Origin of the sequence: Microbacterium pygmaeum, from assembly GCF_900100885.1 — a bacterium.
GTDB classification, from domain to species: domain Bacteria; phylum Actinomycetota; class Actinomycetes; order Actinomycetales; family Microbacteriaceae; genus Microbacterium; species Microbacterium pygmaeum.
The window spans coordinates 2,839,296-2,857,460 of record NZ_LT629692.1; the positions used below are offsets into that span (position 1 = coordinate 2,839,296).

The window sequence follows — 18,165 nt, forward strand, 5'->3', positions numbered from 1 at the left end:
ACGCACGAGGAGCACCCCATGGCACACGAGGACGACCCGCTCGAGCATGAAAGGGCTTCCTGGAAGCCCTCGCCCGGGCTCGCCGTCGCGGTCCCGGACCCGGTGCTGACCCCGGAGCTCCCGCCGCACCGTCAGCGCATGACGGACAAGGACCCCGCGGTCATGAAGCGCGCGGTCCGCACGGTGTACACGCTGTTCTACCTCTCGGTCGCCGCGAGCATCTGGGCCATCGCGGCCTACATGATCTTCCCGATCGAGAGCGGCCAGATCGTCGACATCCGCAACAACAACCTCTTCATCGGGCTCGGCATCGGCCTGGCACTGCTGGCGATCGGCATCGGCGCCATCCACTGGTCCAAGGCCGTGATGTCCGACAAGGAGTTCAGCGAGCCCCGTCACGCCACGCGCGGTCGTGACACGACCCGCGCCTCCGCGGTGCAGGCGTTCGCCGACGCGAACGAGGAGTCCGGCTTCGGCCGCCGCGTGATGATCCGCAACTCACTGATCGCCGCCGTCATCGCCTCGGTCGCCCCGGGGATCGTGCTGTTCCGCGGTCTCGCGCCGCAGGACACCCCCGAGCGCCCCAACGCCGGAAACCCGGTCTTCCTCCTCAGCCACACGATGTGGGAAGAGGGGATGCGCCTGGCCCACGACCCCGAGGGAACGCCCATCCGCGCTGCGGATGTCACCCTCGGCTCGGCCGTGCACGTGATCCCCGCCGCCCTGGCCGAACTCGGTCACGAGGAGGGGTACCTCGAGGAGAAGGCCAAGGCGATCGTCCTGCTGATGCGGATGCTGCCCGAGCAGATCACCGAGACGCCCGAGCGCGCCGACTGGTCGTACGACGGCATCGTCGCCTACTCCAAGGTCTGCACGCACGTCGGCTGCCCTGTCGCTCTGTACGAGCAGCAGACGCACCACCTGCTCTGCCCATGCCACCAGTCGCAGTTCGACGTGGCAAACGGCGCCGCCGTCATCTTCGGCCCCGCCGCCCGTCCGCTGCCGCAGCTTCCGATCACGATCGACGACGAGGGCTACCTCATCGCGCGCAGCGACTTCACCGAGCCCGTCGGTCCGAGCTTCTGGGAGCGCCATTGAGCACCTCGACTCACCCCACTGAAAACCTCACCCAGGAACCCGCCGTCAAGGAGGACCTGGTCACCATCCCGGCGGGCAAGAACGGCAACCCCCTGGGCGGCCGCTTCCTCGGCGCGACGGCGAACTACATCGACGAGCGCACCAGCCTCTCCGGCATGGTCAAAGAGCTCGGCCGGAAGATCTTCCCGGACCACTGGTCGTTCATGCTCGGTGAGATCGCGCTGTGGAGCTTCGTCGTCGTCCTGCTCTCGGGAACGTTCCTGACGTTCTTCTTCCAGGCCTCGATGGTTCCGACCCACTACACCGGCGCGTTCATCCCGATGCGCGGTGTGGAGATGTCGGCCGCGCTGGATTCGTCCCTCCGGCTGTCGTTCGACATCCGCGGTGGGCTCCTCGTCCGCCAGATCCACCACTGGGCCGCCCTCGTGTTCATCGCCGGCATCGGCGTGCACATGCTGCGTATCTTCTTCACCGGTGCGTTCCGCAAGCCCCGTGAGCTGAACTGGGTGATCGGCTTCATCCTGTTCATCCTCGCGATGGGTGAAGGATTCACCGGCTACTCCCTCCCCGACGACCTGCTCTCCGGCAACGGCCTGCGCATCATCGACGGCATGGTCAAGGGCATCCCGGTGATCGGCACCTGGATCTCATTCCTGCTGTTCGGTGGAGAATTCCCTGGGACCGCGATCGTCGGACGCCTCTACACGCTGCACATCCTCCTGCTCCCCGCGATCCTTGTCGCCCTGCTGGTGCTGCACCTCATGCTGATGGTGATCAACAAGCACACGCAGTTCGCCGGCCCGGGCCGCAAGAACAGCAACGTCGTCGGCTACCCGATGATGCCGGTCTACATGTCGAAGATGGGCGGCTTCCTGTTCATCACCTTCGGTGTGATCGTGCTCATCGCCTCGCTGTTCACGATCAACCCGATCTGGAACTACGGGCCCTACGACCCGTCGCCGGTCTCGGCCGGTACGCAGCCGGACTGGTACATCGGCTTCGCCGACGGCGCCCTCCGCCTGGTGCCGCCCCACCTGGAGAGCGTGTTCCTCGGCCACACCTGGTCGTGGAACATCCTGATCCCGCTCGGCGGCCTCGGCCTGTTCATCGTCCTCGTCCTGATCTACCCCTTCATCGAAGCGTGGGTCACCGGAGACAAGCGCGAGCACCACATCGCGCAGCGCCCCCGAAACGCCGCGACCCGAACCGCGATCGGCGCGGCCGGTGTCACCTTCTACGCCGTGCTGTGGGCCGCGGCATCCTCCGACATCATCGCCACGCACTTCTACGTGACGATGGAGGGTGTCATCCACACGCTCCAGGCGCTGCTGATCCTCGGCCCGGTCATCGCGTACTTCGTCACCAAGCGCATCTGCATCGCGCTGCAGAAGAAGGACCGTGAGATCGCTCTGCACGGCTACGAGTCGGGCCGTATCGTCCGCCTCCCCGGCGGCGAGTACATCGAGGTCCACCAGCCCGTCGACGAGTACGAGCGGTGGAAGCTGGTCGACAACGAGAACTACGAGCCGCTGGTCGTTCGCCCGAACTCGCGCGGTCGCATCCCATGGCACGAGAACATCCGCGCGTCGATCTCGCGGTGGTTCTTCGAGGATCGCCTCTCCCCTGTCACGCAGCCCGAACTCGATGCGGCGCTCGCACACCAGCACCACGAGCTGGAGCACATCGCCACCGAAGAGGACGCGGAGCTGCAGGGAGCACACGAGCGCGCGGGCGTGCCCGATGCGCCCCACGTCCCACTCGATGACGGACACAGCTCGGAGACGGCGGTGCGTCCCTCGAACGTGATCATCCCGGAGTCCGGCAGGACCGGTAAGGACGACAAGCCCTCGAGCTGACTCGGCAGTATTCCGACGGCGCCTGGCGCTTCCTCGCAGGAGGGAGGCCGGGCGTTCGTCGTAGCGTGGAGGAATGACCGACGCGCTCGCCTACTTCTCCGCCAAGCTCGCCCACGAGACCGACGCCTCCGATGTCTACGCCGCTCAGAAGGGCGGAGAGGCGTTCGTACTGGTCGACGTCCGCGGCGACGAGGCCTGGGCTCAGGGCCGCATCAGCGGGGCGATCCACATGCCGCACCAGCAGATCGCGGAGCGTGCACCGCAAGAGCTCGACCCCTCCACCCCCGTCGTCGTCTACTGCTGGAGTCCGGGCTGCAACGGGGGCGCCCGAGGTGCCCTCGAGTTCGCAAAGCTGGGCTACGCGGTCAAGGAGATGATCGGCGGATACGAGTACTGGATCCGTGAAGGACAGCCCACCGAGTCGGACGAGGGCGCCGCTGAGCGCACATTCGACCCGCAGGTCATGGTCGTGCGCGCTGCCGTCGCAGGCTGATCACGCAGTCTCCAGCTCTTCGCAGAAGCGGGTCGCTGCGGCACCGTAGAAGCTCGCTCGCTGCGAGATCGCGGTCTCCGCACCGGCGGAGCGCACATCGCAGACCACCGCGGTGACGTTGTCCCGCGTACCCGCCTGGAGGGCCAGACCGACCAGCGAGGCCGCCGCCACCTCCGGGCCGGCCGCTGCGGCCAGCAGCGCCGCGATCTCGCCCTCGGGAAGGTAGTCCGTCAGCCCATCGCTGCACAGGAGCCAACGATCACCGTCGACCGCGACGCGGTCGACGACGGATACCGCATCCTGCTCCCGGCCGGACAGCGACGCCGTGATGATGTTGCGGCGGGGGTGGGATGCCGCCGCTTCCGGCGCGAGAAGGCCGTGATCGATCAGGGCCTGCACGTATGAGTCGTCGCGTGTTTCCCGGGTGAGCCGGCCCGCACGAAGCAGATATCCTCGCGAGTCACCGGTGTGCGCGAGCAGCAGCCCGCCGGCATCGGAGACGAAGATTCCGGTGAAGGTGGTCGCCATTCCCACCAGCGAGCTGTCGCGCTCCGTGTGAGCGCGCAGGTCCCAGTTCGCCTCGCGGATCCGGACGGCCAGGCTCGCGGCATCCGGCATCGCCCCACGCCCCGCGACCAGCCGGTGGATGAGCGTGGCCGACGCCAGATCTCCCGAGGGCCCGCCGCCGACGCCGTCGGCTACCGCGGCACCCCAGGTCGCCGTGAAGGCGGCGTCCTGGTTGACGAGCCGATGCTCGCCGACGGCCCAGACGGCAGCGCCGTGGAGCCGGAGCGGAGGGGTCATCCCGACCGCCCGATCAGCGGGCGAAGTAGCCCCGGTAGTACTCGTACACCCAGCCGACGATGGCGACGGCGAAGATGGCGATACCGATGGGGAGCATCCACGTCCCGATGGCGAGGCCCATCATCGCCACCGCCGCCGAGGCGGCGAGCACGATCGGCCACCACGACCACGGGCTGAACTCGCCGAGCTCGGGGTCACCGTCGTCGATGTCGGAGGTCAGGATGTCCTCGGGCAGTTCGCCGCCCTGCGCCTTGTGCACACGACCGATGTAGAACGCGATCAGGGCACCCATCAGGGCGGTGAACAGCAGCGCGACGGAGCCGACCCATTCGATCGACAGCACGATCGTCTCCGACAGCTGCTGACCACCGGTGGCGTTCGTGTCCCAGTGGGAGACGAGGTTCCAGGTCGTGTAGACGAGAAACATCAGGAAGAAGAACCCGGTGAGCAGCCACCACAGTCCGGTGTTGGCGCGCATCTACTTGACCTCCGCCGTCTCGGCGTCCACGACAGGCGCGTCGGGGGCGTCCTTCGCAGGACCCACGCCGACCGGGATGCCGGCTTCCGGGTGGTTCAGGTCGAAGGCGGGTCGCTCGCTGCGGATCCGCGGGATCGACGTGAAGTTGTGGCGCGGCGGCGGGCAGGAGGTCGCCCACTCCAGCGATGCCCCGTAACCCCACGGGTCGTTGACCGTGACCTTCGGCGCCTTGCGTGCCGTGATCCACACGTTGAACAGGAACGGGATCATCGACGCGCCCAGGATCATGGCACCGATCGTGGACACCTGGTTCTGCCAGGTCCAGCCGTCCGCAGCCGAGTAGTCGGCGTAGCGGCGAACCATGCCGTCCACGCCAAGCCAGTGCTGGATCAGGAAGGTCATGTGGAAGCCGATGAACAGCATCCAGAAGTGGACGTAGCCCAGCCGCTCGTTCAGCATGCGGCCGGTGAACTTCGGCCACCAGAAGTAGAAGCCCGCGAACATCGCGAACACGACGGTGCCGAACACGACGTAGTGGAAGTGCGCGACGACGAAGTACGAGTCGGACAACGCGAAGTCCAGCGGCGGGGATGCCAGGATCACGCCGGTCAGACCGCCGAAGACGAAGGACACCAGGAAGCCGAGGGCGAACATCATCGGGGTCTCGAACGTCACCGAGCCTCGCCAGAGCGTGCCGATCCAGTTGAAGATCTTCACGCCGGTGGGCACCGCGATGAGCATCGTCATCAGGGCGAAGAACGGCAGCAGGACCGCGCCGGTCACGTACATGTGGTGCGCCCACACCGCGACCGACAGCGCCGCGATGGCGATCGTCGCGTACACGAGGGTCTTGTATCCGAAGATCGGCTTCCGGCTGAAGACCGGGAAGATCTCGGAGACGATGCCGAAGAACGGCAGCGCGATGATGTAGACCTCCGGGTGCCCGAAGAACCAGAACAGGTGCTGCCAGAGAAGCACGCCGCCGTTGGCCGGGTCGTAGATGTGCGCACCGAGGACACGGTCGGCCGCGGCGGCGAGAATGGCGGCGGCGAGCACCGGGAAGGCCATCAGGACCAGGATGCTGGTGATCAGCGTGTTCCAGGAGAAGATCGACATCCGCCACATGGTCATACCCGGGGCGCGCATCGTGATGATCGTCGTGATGAAGTTGACGGCACCGAGGATCGTGCCGAAACCACTCATGCCGAGGCCGAGCATCCACATGTTCCCGCCGATACCCGGCGAGAAGCTCGCGTTGGCCAACGGTTGGTAGGCGAACCAGCCGAAGGCGGCGGCACCCTGCGGGGTGAGGAAGCCGGCGACCGCGATCGTCGAGCCGAAGAGGAACAGCCAGAAGGCGAAGGCGTTGAGCCGCGGGAACGCGACGTCCGGCGCGCCGATCTGCAGCGGCATGATCACGTTGGCGAATCCGGCGAACAGCGGCGTCGCGAACATCAGCAGCATGATCGTGCCGTGCATCGTGAACAGCTGGTTGTACTGCTCCTTGGTCGGGATGATCTGCATGCCCGGCTCGAACAGCTCGGCCCGGATGATGAGGGCCATCACGCCGCCGAGCATGAAGAAGATCACCGACGCGATCAGGTACATGTACCCGATCGTCTTGTGGTCAGTGGAGGTGATCCACTTGACGACGATGTTGCCCTTCTGCTCGACGCGCGAAGAGCTCAGCAGCGCGGCCTGACGGGGCGGGAGAGTCGTCGGACGACCGGGCGAGGTCTCCTGCAGAGGAAGTGTGGTCGCCATGGTCAGTCGCCTTCCTGGCGCTCTTGAGCGCCGGTGCCCGGGTAGTTGCCCAGCCGGTCGTATGCGTCGTTGATGTCACCGGTCTGACCGGCATCGCGGAGCGTGTCGAGGTAGTCCTCGTACTCGGCGTCGCTGACGACCTTGACGTTGAAGAGCATCGCGGAGTGGTACTCGCCGCACAACTCGGCGCACTTGCCGGCGTACGTGCCCTCGCGGGTCGGCGTGAAGGACCAGAAGTTGTCCTTGCCGATGTACATGTCCTTCTTGTAAAGGAAGTCGATGATCCAGAACGAGTGGATGACATCGCGCGATTGCAGCTTGATCTTGACCGTCTTGTCGACGGGCAGATACAGGGTGGGCAGCTTCGCCTGGTCGACATCGCCGTTCTCGCCCGGCTGCGCCTGGACGCCCATCGTCCACACGGCGTCGGCGTTGTCCTCGTCCTCGCCGTCGTACTGGAAGTCCCACGCCCACTGCTTGCCGATCGCCACGATCGACACGTCCGGGTCGTCGTACTGCGTCTCGAGGATCGTCTGGTCGCGTGCGGTGAAGGCGAAGAACCCGATCACCAGGATCAGCGGCACGATCGTGTAGAAGATCTCGATCGGCATGTTGTAGCGCAGCTGAACCGGGAGTCCCGACTGGCCCTTGCGGCGGCGGTAGGCAATGGCGGCCCACAGCATGAGACCCCACGTGATGACGCCGACCGCGAGCAGGACGATCCAGGAGTTGACCCAGAGCCCTGCGATCATGTCGGTGTGGTTGGTCGCGGGGACGGCGTCAGCGTCCTCGAAGCCGGGGAGGAAGCCGTGCAGCTCCGTCGAAGAGCAGCTCGCGAGCGCGACGGCCGCAGCGGCCCCGAGCGGCAGTGCTGCCCAACGGAGGCGGCGTTTCGAGGGCACTCGATTCGAGGGCACAATGCACCTTTCCGGACGTGATTCAGACATCCTCAGTCTAGGGCAACCTCCCTAGGGATTCAGGCCAACCGCTCAGGATCAGGACCGGAAATCGGCGCGAAAAAACCGGGCCCGGCCGCTCGGTGAGCGGGCCGGACCCGGCAGAAAAGATTTCGTCGGAACGCGCGCTGAGCGCTCAGTGGAAGCTGTCTCCACAAGCGCAGCTGCCGGCGGCGTTGGGGTTGTCGATCGTGAACCCCTGCTCGGAGATCGTGTCCTTGAAGTCGATCTTCGCGCCGTCCAGATACGGAACGCTCATGTCGTCGACGATGACCTCGACGCCGTCGAAATCCACCGCCTTGTCACCGTCGAGGAAGCGCTCATCGAAGTAGAGCTGGTAGATCAGGCCGCTGCATCCACCGGGCTGGACGGCGACGCGCAGACGCAGATCGTCGCGGCCCTCCTGCCCGAGCAGGGTCTTCACCTTCAGCGCGGCGGCATCGGTCAGTTCCACGCCGTGGGCGCGAACGGACAGGTCGCTCGACAGTGCAGTGTCGGTCATGGCACTCCTCGGTACGGGCCGCGGACGCGGCGTGATGGCTCGATTCTACGCCTGCCGGCTTGGAGACGGCTCGGAACGGCGCGGGGCGTCCTTCCCGCGATCAGGAGTCGGTCGTGCGTGCGTCCAGCTTCTCCAGCAGCAGCGCCTCGGTGAGCACGGCGTGTCGGAAGGTGTCCAGATGCAGGGACTCGTTCGGGCTGTGAGCGCGCGAGTGCGGATCCTCAACGCCGGTCACCAGGATCTGCGCGGAGGGGAAATCGCGTACCAGGTCCGCGATGAACGGGATCGACCCGCCGACGCCGATCTGGACCGGCTCCACGCCGTATCCCTCGTGCATCGCCTCCAGTGCGGTTCCCACCGCCCAGCCGCCGGTGTCGACGAGGAACGCGTCGCCGTAGTCCTGATCGAGGAAGGTCAGCTCGGCACCGAACGGTGCGTGCGCGCGCAGATGCCCTTCGATGGCCGCGTACGCTTCGCGAGCGGGCTGACCCGGTGCGACGCGAGCGCTGATGACCACGGTGATCTCGGGGCTGAGCGTGTTCGACGCGTTCGCGACGCTCGGCGCATCGATGCCGGTCACGGTGATCGACGGCTTGTTCCAGATCCGGCTGAGGATCGCGCCCCGTCCGATCGGGCTGACGCCGGAAGGGAGGCCGGCCTCGTCGCGCAGTGTCTCCTCGGAGTACTCCGGCGTCGCGGCATCCCGCTCGGTCAGTCCTGCGACCGCGACCGCGCCGTCCTCGTCCCACAGCGTTGCGAGCAGCTTCACCGTCGCCATCAGGGCGTCCGGCACCGCTCCCCCGAACATGCCGGAGTGCGATGCATGATCGAGTGTGCGGATCTTCACCGTGAAGCGCGTGTTGCCACGAAGTGAGACCGTGAGGGCGGGGGTGCGGGCGTCCCAGTTGCCGGAGTCGGCGACGACGATCACATCCGCACGCAAGGCCTCGGCGTTGTCGGCGAGGAACTGCGCGAACGAGCGCGAACCGGCCTCCTCCTCACCCTCGATGAAGAGCGTGACCCCGAGGTCGAAGTCCGCGCCCAGCGCCTCCTTGATCGTCCGGAGCGCGCCGATGTGCGCCATGACGCCGGCCTTGTCATCGGCAGCGCCGCGACCGTACAGTCGGCCGTCGCGGACGGTGGGCTCGAACGGCGCAGACTCCCAGAGCGATTCATCGCCGGCCGGCTGCACGTCATGGTGCGCGTAGAGCAGGATCGTCGGTCGACCGTTGCGCGCAGCGCGTGCGGCCAGCACCGCCGGCTGGCCGGCCTCGTCGGTTCCGGGGATGTCCGCGCGGGTGATCTGCACGCTGTCGAACAGTTCCAGACCCTCGACGAGGGCGGCGACGGCTTCGGCGCTGCGCTGGACTTCGGCACCGTCGAACCCGGGGAACGCGATCGAGGGGATGCGGACGAGGGCGCCCAGATCGGCCAGGGCGGCGGGGATGCCGGATGCCGCGGCTTCGCGCACGGCATCCTTTCGGGTCAGCTCAGAGGTCATGCGGGTAATCTTAAGGTGCTTCCCGATTGAAACTCCGAGGACCTCCCGTGGCCAAGACTCCTGCAGCTCCCGCATCCAACGATGCTCCTTCCGAGGGAACGGTGCTGAACGGCGTGCCGCTCACCCCGCCCACGAAGGGTCGCCCGACCCCCACCAGGGCCGAGCAGGAGGCTGCTCGACGTCGGCCCCTGGTCGCCGACACCAAGGAGGCGAAGGCGCGCAACAAGTCGGAACTGGCCGCGCAGCGCGAGAAGGCGCGCCTGGGCATGGCGGCGGGCGAGGACAAGTACCTTCCCGTCCGCGACAAGGGTCCGCAGCGCAAGTTCGTCCGCGATTTCATCGACTCGGGCTGGCACCTGGGCGAGGCCGTGATGCCTGCGATGGTGCTGGTGATCCTCGCGACCTTCGTGCCGCTCCCCGCGATCCAGTACTACTCGTTCATCGGGCTGTGGATCTTCATCCTGTTCGTCATCGGCGACATGATCATCTCGGCGATCCGCATCAAGCAGGCGGCGAAGAAGAAGTTCGGCGAGGACAGGGTCGAGAAGGGTCTCGGCTGGTACGGCGCGATGCGGATCATCCAGATGCGCTTCATGCGGCTCCCGAAGCCGCAGGTAAAGCGCGGGCAACACCCCGCCTAACGCCCCTGCGCCAGCCCTCGGTTGATCTGGCGCGCCCAGAGCGGGCCGCGGTAGAGGAACGCCGTGTATCCCTGCACGAGGGTCGCGCCCGCGTCCAAGCGTGCTCGCACGTCCGCCGCGGTCTCCACACCGCCGACCGAGATCACGACGAAATCCGCGGGGACCGCGGCGCGCACGATCCGCAGCACCTCCAGCGCGCGGGCAGCCAGCGGCGCACCGGAGAGTCCCCCGTCGCCGGCGGCCGCGATGACGGGCGGTGCCGTGCGCAGGCCGTCGCGCGAGATCGTCGTGTTCGTGGCGAGGAGTCCGGACAGTCCCAGCTCCACGGCGAGGCGGGCGATCGCCTCGATCTCGTCGTCCGGCAGGTCCGGGGCGATCTTCACCAGCGCGGGCGTCGCGCCCGCGGCATCCCGCACCGCCTCGAGCAGGGGGCGGAGCGTCTCCACAGCCTGCAGGCCGCGCAGCCCAGGCGTGTTCGGGGATGAGACGTTCACGACGAGATAATCCGCCAGCGGGGCGAGGAGCTTCGCGCTCCGGACGTAGTCGGCGGTCGCATCGGCGACGTCGATCACCCGCGACTTGCCGATGTTCACGCCGAGGACGGCGCGACGGTGACGGCGACGGAGCTTCTGCAGCCGCTTCGCGGCGGCCTGCGCACCGGCGTTGTTGAATCCCATGCGGTTGATCACCGCGCGATCCGGCACCAGGCGGAACAGCCGTGGCCGCGGGTTGCCGTTCTGCGCGATCGCGGTGACCGTTCCGACCTCGACATGCCCGAATCCCAGCGCCCAGAGTCCCTGCGCACCGGAGACGTTCTTGTCGAAGCCTGCCGCGACCCCGAACGGCGAGTCGAACGTGAGGCCGAGCGCCTCGGTGCGAAGCGCCGGATCGGGCCTGGTCACCGAGCGTGCGATCGCCGCCAGCGGCGCGAACCCCAGCATCCGGATGACCACCATCGCCGCGTGGTGGGCGGTCTCGGGGTCCATGCGCGCGAGCACGGTGCGGAACATGAGCGGATACATTCCGTCCAGGGTATCGGCTCGATCAGTCCGTTCGCGGCCCGTGGCCGTGGTCCACGCGCAGCTGCCCGATCGCCGATTCGAAATCCTCGAGCGAGTCGAACGCCTGGTAGACGCTCGCGAATCGCAGATACGCGACCTCGTCCAGGTCGCGGAGCGGTCCGAGGATCGCGAGCCCGATCTCGTTCGTGTCCACCTGCGACGACCCGGTCTGCCGCACTGCTTCTTCGACCTTCTGCGCGAGGACGGCGAGGTCGCCTTCGGTCACCGGGCGACCCTGGCAGGCCTTGCGCACGCCGGACATGACCTTCTCGCGGCTGAACGGCTCGATCACGCCCGATCGCTTGATGACGTTCAGGCTCGCCGTCTCCACCGTTGTGAACCGCCCGCCGCACTGAGGACACTGACGACGCCGGCGGATGCTGAGACCGTCGTCACTGGTCCGCGAATCGATCACGCGTGAGTCGGGGTGACGGCAGAACGGGCAATGCATGGCGAGGAAAGACTACGCCACGACGTCGGCGTCGGCGTCGGTCGGCTGTGGAGCCTGCTCCGCAGCGAAGCGGGCGAGCACCGCTTCGCCGTGAGCCGGCAGCGCCTCGGCGTCGGCGAGCGTCACGATCGCATCGCGGACCTCGGCCAGCGCCGACCGGTCGTACTCGATGATCTGCTGCGGGCGCAGGAAGGTCGCCGCGGACAGCCCTGCGGCATAGCGCGCCTGCCCCCCGGTCGGCAGCACGTGATTGCTCCCGGCGAGGTAGTCGCCGAGGCTGACCGGCGAGTCCGCTCCGACGAAGATCGCGCCGGCGTGCACGAAGGCATCGGGATTCGGGTCGACCAGATGCAGCTCGAGGTGCTCGGGCGCGTAGGCGTTGCTGAACGCGGTCGCCGTCGGAAGGTCGTCCACCAGCACGATGGCCGACTGCGTCCCCGACAGCGCAGCGGCGACGCGCGCGGCGTGGTGGGTCTGGGCGGCTCGCGGCGCAAGGCGCTCGCGCACCCGATCCGCCAGGTCGGCCGAGGTCGTCACCAGGACCGCGGAGGCCTGCTCGTCGTGCTCGGCCTGGCTGATCAGGTCAGCCGCGACGAGATCGGCGTCGGCGCTCTCGTCGGCGACGATGAGGATCTCTGTCGCGCCGGCTTCGGAATCCGTTCCGACCAGTCCCCCGACGACACGCTTGGCTGCCGCGACGAAGTTGTTCCCCGGCCCGGTGACGACATCCACGGGTGCGAGCCCGATGGACGGCACCCCGTGCGCGAGCGCGCCGATCGCGCCGGCGCCGCCCATCGCGTAGACCTCATGGATGCCCAGCAGACTCGCCGCGGCGAGGATTACGGGGTGCACCCGGCCGCCGAACTGTCGTTGCGGGGGTGATGCCAGAGCGATCTCACCGACGCCGGCGACCTGCGCCGGGACCACGTTCATCACCACGCTCGACGGGTACACGGCCTTGCCACCCGGCACGTACAGGCCGACACGACGGACCGGCTGCCAGCGCTGACGCACGATCGCACCGGGAGCGAGCCTGGTGACGATCGCCGGCGGAACCTGCGCCGCAGAGGCTTCGCGGACGCGGGAGATCGCCTCCAGCAATGCGGCGCGTACGGCGGGGTCGAGCTGGGCGACGGCGTCGTCGAGGTGCTCGCGCGGAACACGGATGTCGTGCTCCGAGGCGCCGTCGAACTGCGCAGCCTGTTCGCGAAGAGCGCCCTCGCCACGCGTGGCGACGTCGTCGACGAGCCGTTCGGCGGTCGCCAGGGCTTCCTCGCGTGCGGCCGTGGCGCGCGGGACCGCGGACAGCAGTTCGGCGGGGGTCAGCGCGCGACCACGCAGATCGATCGTGCGGAGCATCCGTCTACGCTATCGCGGGCGCGGCGCGCTCAGCCGCGCGTGACTCCGGAGACATCGTGCAGGTAGCCGATCCGGCCGTCTTCGTGGCGGACGACGAAGACCTCGCCGCGGTCCTCGAGCACGAGGGCCCAGGCGGAGGGACCGATGCGGAAGATCGGCACATCGCGATCGTCGACGATGTCGCGCTCCTCGGGAACGAGCGCCCAGAACGCCTGATGGCGCGACTCCGTCACGGGCTCATCGTCGACGACCCCGACCGACTCCGTCGGCGCCCAGGCATCCTGCGACGCGGAGGCGGGCACGGCGTCCTGGTGCTGCGCCCAGCCCGAGTCGGCAGCGTATGCGTTCGTCGCGTAGGCATCCGTCGGGTACTCCTCCGACGCCGCTGCGGCGGCAGCCGCGGCCGGCCGAGGTTCGCGCGGCGGACGTGCCGCCACGGCGCGGATGGGCCGGGCGCTGCGGTGCGCGACGACCTCGCGCCGGCCGCTGAAGTCCTCGGCGAGGCCGGGGATCACGGGAGCGAAGACGGTCAGCACGACGCCGGCCAGCATGAGGAAGAACTCCAGCCACACCACCCAGCCGTAGATCCAGACGTTCGACTCGATCGCGACGGCGACGTTGCGCCACAGGAGCGTCAGCCAGACCACCGCGGAGACCGAGAAGGCCACGGAGGCGAACTGGTCGATGCCGAGCGAGCCGACCCTGCGGATGCCGTCGGGAGAGAACCGGCGCAGCACGATCAGGAACACGGCGATCGTGGGCACGCCGATCGTGAGGATCCAATCCAGACCGTTGGTCCAGACGGACCCGCCGAACAGCAGCTGCGCCATCGCCTGCTGGCTGGCGACCGAGAAGAAGGAGACGACGAATGCGACCAGCCACACCCCGCCGAGGATGACCTCGCGAATCGAGAACGGGCCGACGCCGTACTGCGCCGGCTCACCGTCGTGCGCGGCCGTCTCGACGGGCTCTGCGGCCGAGAACTCGTCCGCTGCCACCTCTTCCGGTGCGTCGCGATCGATCGATGAGGTCTCGTTCACGTTGTCGGTCACGATGTTCCTTTCCTGCCGCGATCCGCGGCGCACGTCGTGCCGATACTACCGGCGGGTCATGAGATGGCGATGAGATGGAGGGATGCCTCAGCCGAGACACTGCGGGCCGAGGAGGCCCTTCAATTCGCCGTACAGATCGGCGGTCACCCGGACCGGATGCGGCACTTCGAACACCTTCGCCACGGAGCCGCTGTGCAGCTTCACCGTGACCTCCGTCTCGCCCTTGTGCCGGTGCAGGGTCTGCAGCAGCTCTTCGACGGTGGCCTGGCTGGCCCGCCGCTCCGGCAGCACGAGGACGAGCGGACCCGATGCGTCGATCGACCCGAGGTCGGGCGTCAGCGCCGAGACCGCGTGCAGATTCATCCCGTCGTCGCGGCGCGAGATGCGACCGCGCACGACCAGGATCGAGTCGGCCTGCAGGCTCGACTGGAACTCGGTGTACGTCTTGCCCATGAACATCACGGTGACCTCGCCGTTGAAGTCCTCGACGGTGATCATGCCGTACGGGTTGCCGCTGGATTTCGCGACCCGGTGCTGGACGCTGGTCACCAGGCCCGCGACCGTCACCTGATCGCCGTCCGCAAGGTCTTCCGAGGCGAGGAGGTCGTGGATCGAGATGGATGCGTGCTTCGCCAGGGCGATCTCGAGCCCGGCGAGTGGGTGGTCGGACACGTAGAGGCCGAGCATCTCGCGCTCGAACGCCAGCTTGTCCTTCTTGGTCCACTCGGGGCGATCGGGCACCTTCGCCGGCATGACCTCCTCGGCCTGGTCGTACAGGCTGTCGAAGTCGAAGCCGATCGCGCCGGTGGCGGCCTTGCGCTTGGTCTCGACGGCCGCCTCGGTCGCATCTTCGTGGATCTCGATGAGCGCGCGACGGGTCGACCCCAGGGAGTCGAAGGCGCCGGCCTTGATCAGCGACTCGACGGTGCGCTTGTTGGCCACATGCAGCGGCACCTTGCCCAGGAAGTCGTGGAAGGACTCGAACGGCGCTTCGCTTCGCGAGGTCACGATGCCGTCGACGACGTTCGCGCCGACATTGCGCACCGCTCCCAGGCCGAAACGGATGTCTTCGCCGACGGCGGCGAAGTAGCGGATCGACTCACCGACGTCGGGCGGGAGGACCCTGATGCCCATCCGGCGGCACTCGTTGAGGTAGACGGCCATCTTGTCCTTCGAGTCGCCGACGCTGGTCAGCAGCGCGGCCATGTACTCGGCCGGATAATGCGCCTTCAGGTACGCCGTCCAGTACGCGATCAGACCGTAGGCCGCCGTGTGCGCTTTGTTGAAGGCGTAGTCGGCGAAGGACTCCAGAACCTTCCACAGCGCCTCCTGGGCCTGCGGGCTGTAGCCGTTGGCGGTCATGCCGCCGAAGAAGTCCGCCTGCTGCTTGTCCAGCTCGGACTTCTTCTTCTTGCCCATGGCGCGGCGGAGGATGTCTGCCTGGCCGAGGGAGAAGCCGGCCAGCTTCTGGGCGGCGGCCATCACCTGCTCCTGATAGACGATCAGGCCGTAGGTGGTGTCCAGGACGTCCGAGAGCGGCTCGGCCAGCTCGGGGTGGATCGGGTCGATCGGCTGCAGGCCGTTCTTTCGCAGCGCATAGTTCGTATGCGAGTTCACGCCCATCGGGCCTGGGCGGTAGAGGGCCAGGACGGCCGAGATGTCTTCGAAGTTATCGGGCTTCATCAGCCGCAGCAGACTCCGCATCGGCCCGCCGTCGAGTTGGAAGACGCCCAGCGTGTCACCTCGGGCGAGCAGCTCGTACGAGGCGATGTCGTCAAGGGCGAGGTCTTCGAGCACCAGCTTCTCGTCGCGGTTCGCGGCGATGTTGTCCAGCGCATCGTCGATGATCGTGAGGTTGCGCAGCCCCAGGAAGTCCATCTTGATGAGGCCGAGCGACTCGCACGCGGGATAGTCGAACTGCGTGACGATCTGCCCGTCCTGCTCGCGCTTCATGATCGGGATGATGTCGATCAGCGGCTCGCTGGACATGATGACGCCGGCGGCGTGGACGCCCCACTGGCGCTTGAGGTTCTCCAGCCCGACGGCGGTGTCGAAGACGGTCTTGGCCTCGGGATCGGTCTCGATGAGCGCGCGGAACTCGGATGCCTCCTTGAAGCGCGGGTGGTCCTTGTCGAACATGCCCTCCAGCGGCATGTCCTTGCCCATGACGGCGGGCGGCATCGCCTTGGTGAGCTTCTCCCCCATGCTGAACGGGAAACCGAGCACCCGGCCGGCATCCTTCAGTGCCTGCTTGGCCTTGATCGTGCCGTACGTGACGATCTGCGCCACTCGCTCGTCGCCGTACTTCTGCGTCACGTACTGGATGACCTCACCGCGGCGCCGGTCGTCGAAGTCGATGTCGAAGTCGGGCATCGAGACGCGGTCGGGGTTCAGGAAGCGCTCGAAGAGGAGTCCGTGCTGCAGCGGGTCGAGGTCGGTGATCCGCATCGCGTACGCTGCCATGGACCCCGCACCCGAACCGCGCCCCGGGCCGACGCGGATGCCGTTCTCCTTGGCCCAGTTGATGAAGTCCGCGACGACGAGGAAGTAGCCGGGGAATCCCATCTGGACGATGACGTCGGTCTCGTAGTTCGCCCGCGCGCGGACCTCGTCGGGGATGCCGGCCGGGTACCGCACCTGCAGCCCGCGCTCCACCTCCTGGACGAACCAGCTCTGCTCGGTCTCGCCGGCCGGCACGGGATAGCGCGGCATGTAATTCGCGCTGGTGTCGAAGCGGATGTCGACGCGCTCGGCGATCGCGAGCGTGTTGTCGCACGCCTCCGGATTGTCGCGGAAGATGTGGCGCATCTGGGCGGGGGTCTTGAGGTAGAACTCCTCGCCCTCGAACTTGAATCGCTTCGGATCGTCCAGCGTCGAGCCCGACTGCACGCACAGCAGCGCCGCGTGGCTCTTCGCGTCGTGCTGATGCGTGTAATGCAGATCGTTGGTGGCGACCAGCGGCAGATCGAGCTCCTTCGCCAACCGCATCAGGTCGTTCATCGTGCGACGTTCGATGTCGATGCCGTGATCCATGACCTCGGCGTAGAAGTTGTCTTTGCCGAAGATGTCGCGGAACTCCGCCGCGGCCGCTTTCGCCGCGTCGTACTGGCCCAGTCGCAGTCGGGTCTGCACCTCGCCGCCGACGCAGCCGGTCGTGGCGATGACCCCCTTCGAATAGGTCTGCAGGAGTTCCCGATCGAGACGCGGCTTGAAGTAGTAGCCCTCCAGCGAGGCGTACGAGGACATCCGGAAGAGGTTGTGCAGTCCTTCGTTGCTCTCGGCGAGCAGCGTCATGTGCGTGTACGCGCCCGAGCCCGAGACGTCGTCGTCGTTCTGGTCGGGACTCCCCCAGCGCACCCGGGCTTTGTCGGCTCGATGAGTGCCCGGCGTGACGTAGGCCTCCATGCCGATGATCGGCTTGAGCCCTGCGTCGGTGGCCGTCTTGTAGAAGTCGAACGCCCCGAACGTGTTCCCGTGGTCGGTGACGGCGATCGCCGGCATCCCCTGCGATGCAGCCTCCTCGATCAGCGGCTTGACCCGTGCCGCCCCGTCCAGCATCGAATATTCACTGTGTACGTGAAGGTGAACGAAGGAGTCGGCTGCCACCAGAAGAGTCTACGTTCGGCCCCCGACGAAGGCTGTGCAGGATCGCGCATAGGCTCGGATCATGCCGACCCCCGACTTCGTCCTGGAGCTTCGTCGCGCCGTCGGCCACGCGCCGCTGTGGCTGATGGGCACCACCGCCGTCATCCTCCGCGAGGGGCGGATCCTGCTCGGGAGGCGATCCGACAACGGGGCGCTCACCCCGATCACCGGCATCATCGATCCCCGAGAGGAGCCGGCCGACGCCGCGGCGCGGGAGGCGCTCGAAGAGGCCGGCATCGTGATCCGGGTGGATCGCCTCGCGTGGATCCACGTCATCCCCCGCATCACCTACGACAACGGCGACCAGACCGACTATCTGGATTTCACGTTCCGCTGCACCTGGGTCTCCGGAGAGCCGATTCCGGTGGACGGTGAGATGACCGACCTCGCCTGGGTGGAGTTGGACGCGCTCGACGATCTCGAAATAGAAGCCGACATGCGCAGCCGCATCCGCCGCGCACTGGCCGACGGGCCGTCCGCCTTCGAGGGCGGCGACAGGTAGCG

At 67.5% G+C, this 18,165-nt stretch carries 16 protein-coding genes; 5 read left to right on the plus strand and 11 right to left on the minus strand.

The genetic code is table 11. The features are described 5' to 3' along the window. Positions 1 to 18 precede the first annotated feature (18 nt). From qcrA to BLT19_RS13650, 3 genes are all read left to right on the plus strand, one after another. A complete protein-coding gene (qcrA, locus tag BLT19_RS13640) occupies positions 19 to 1,098 on the plus strand; it encodes a cytochrome bc1 complex Rieske iron-sulfur subunit (RefSeq protein WP_091491267.1) in 1,080 nt (359 codons plus the stop codon). Between the two features lie 56 nt (positions 1,099 to 1,154). Then, positions 1,155 to 2,954, plus strand: coding sequence for a cytochrome bc1 complex cytochrome b subunit (gene qcrB, locus BLT19_RS13645; RefSeq protein WP_091494038.1), 1,800 nt, complete (start codon positions 1,155 to 1,157; stop codon positions 2,952 to 2,954). 73 nt (positions 2,955 to 3,027) lie between these two features. Next, positions 3,028 to 3,447, plus strand: a complete 420-nt coding sequence (locus BLT19_RS13650; RefSeq protein WP_091491270.1) for a rhodanese-like domain-containing protein — start codon at positions 3,028 to 3,030, stop codon at positions 3,445 to 3,447. On the opposite strand, the gene BLT19_RS13655 is transcribed toward BLT19_RS13650, so the two are convergent. The 6 genes from BLT19_RS13655 to BLT19_RS13680 all read right to left on the minus strand — a co-directional run bounded on the left by BLT19_RS13655 (position 3,448) and on the right by BLT19_RS13680 (position 9,452). Beyond that, positions 3,448 to 4,251: a PP2C family protein-serine/threonine phosphatase gene (locus BLT19_RS13655; RefSeq protein ID WP_091491273.1), complete on the minus strand. Its 804-nt coding sequence runs from the start codon at positions 4,249 to 4,251 to the stop codon at positions 3,448 to 3,450. A gap of 13 nt (positions 4,252 to 4,264) precedes the next feature. After that, positions 4,265 to 4,729, minus strand: coding sequence for a cytochrome c oxidase subunit 4 (locus BLT19_RS13660; RefSeq protein ID WP_091491276.1), 465 nt, complete (start codon positions 4,727 to 4,729; stop codon positions 4,265 to 4,267). Continuing rightward, entirely contained in the window at positions 4,730 to 6,493 is a 1,764-nt protein-coding gene (gene ctaD, locus BLT19_RS13665) for an aa3-type cytochrome oxidase subunit I (RefSeq protein WP_091491279.1), read from the minus strand. Positions 6,494 to 6,495: 2 nt separating this feature from the next. Beyond that, complete coding sequence (gene ctaC / locus BLT19_RS13670) at positions 6,496 to 7,395, minus strand: aa3-type cytochrome oxidase subunit II (RefSeq protein WP_091491282.1); 900 nt, start codon at positions 7,393 to 7,395, stop codon at positions 6,496 to 6,498. 190 nt (positions 7,396 to 7,585) lie between these two features. Next, a complete protein-coding gene (locus tag BLT19_RS13675) occupies positions 7,586 to 7,951 on the minus strand; it encodes a HesB/IscA family protein (RefSeq protein ID WP_091491285.1) in 366 nt (121 codons plus the stop codon). 100 nt (positions 7,952 to 8,051) lie between these two features. Beyond that, entirely contained in the window at positions 8,052 to 9,452 is a 1,401-nt protein-coding gene (locus BLT19_RS13680; protein WP_091491287.1) for a dipeptidase, read from the minus strand. 47 nt (positions 9,453 to 9,499) lie between these two features. On the opposite strand from BLT19_RS13680, the gene BLT19_RS13685 reads away from it, so the two are divergent. Next, the gene (locus BLT19_RS13685) at positions 9,500 to 10,093 is read left to right on the plus strand and encodes a DUF3043 domain-containing protein (protein WP_091491289.1); all 594 of its coding nucleotides are present in this window, start codon (positions 9,500 to 9,502) and stop codon (positions 10,091 to 10,093) included. Here the strand turns inward: BLT19_RS13685 and BLT19_RS13690 are convergent. The 5 genes from BLT19_RS13690 to dnaE form a co-directional block, all read right to left on the minus strand. Next, entirely contained in the window at positions 10,090 to 11,115 is a 1,026-nt protein-coding gene (locus BLT19_RS13690; protein ID WP_091491292.1) for a quinone-dependent dihydroorotate dehydrogenase, read from the minus strand. The two genes, BLT19_RS13685 and BLT19_RS13690, sit on opposite strands and share 4 nt — an antisense overlap. Before the next feature lie 22 nt (positions 11,116 to 11,137). Further along, positions 11,138 to 11,605, minus strand: coding sequence for a transcriptional regulator NrdR (gene nrdR, locus BLT19_RS13695; protein WP_091491294.1), 468 nt, complete (start codon positions 11,603 to 11,605; stop codon positions 11,138 to 11,140). A 12-nt stretch (positions 11,606 to 11,617) separates the two neighbouring features. Beyond that, positions 11,618 to 12,964: a histidinol dehydrogenase gene (hisD, locus tag BLT19_RS13700; RefSeq protein ID WP_091491296.1), complete on the minus strand. Its 1,347-nt coding sequence runs from the start codon at positions 12,962 to 12,964 to the stop codon at positions 11,618 to 11,620. Between the two features lie 29 nt (positions 12,965 to 12,993). Continuing rightward, positions 12,994 to 14,016 (minus strand): hypothetical protein, encoded by a 1,023-nt coding sequence (locus BLT19_RS13705; protein WP_091491299.1) that lies wholly within the window; start codon positions 14,014 to 14,016, stop codon positions 12,994 to 12,996. 87 nt (positions 14,017 to 14,103) lie between these two features. Next, positions 14,104 to 17,622 carry a DNA polymerase III subunit alpha gene (gene dnaE, locus BLT19_RS13710; protein ID WP_091491302.1) on the minus strand — a complete coding sequence of 1,173 codons (3,519 nt, stop codon included), beginning with the start codon at positions 17,620 to 17,622 and terminating at the stop codon, positions 14,104 to 14,106. Between the two features lie 61 nt (positions 17,623 to 17,683). On the opposite strand from dnaE, the gene BLT19_RS13715 reads away from it, so the two are divergent. Further along, positions 17,684 to 18,163: an NUDIX hydrolase gene (locus tag BLT19_RS13715; protein WP_091491304.1), complete on the plus strand. Its 480-nt coding sequence runs from the start codon at positions 17,684 to 17,686 to the stop codon at positions 18,161 to 18,163. Positions 18,164 to 18,165 lie beyond the last annotated feature (2 nt).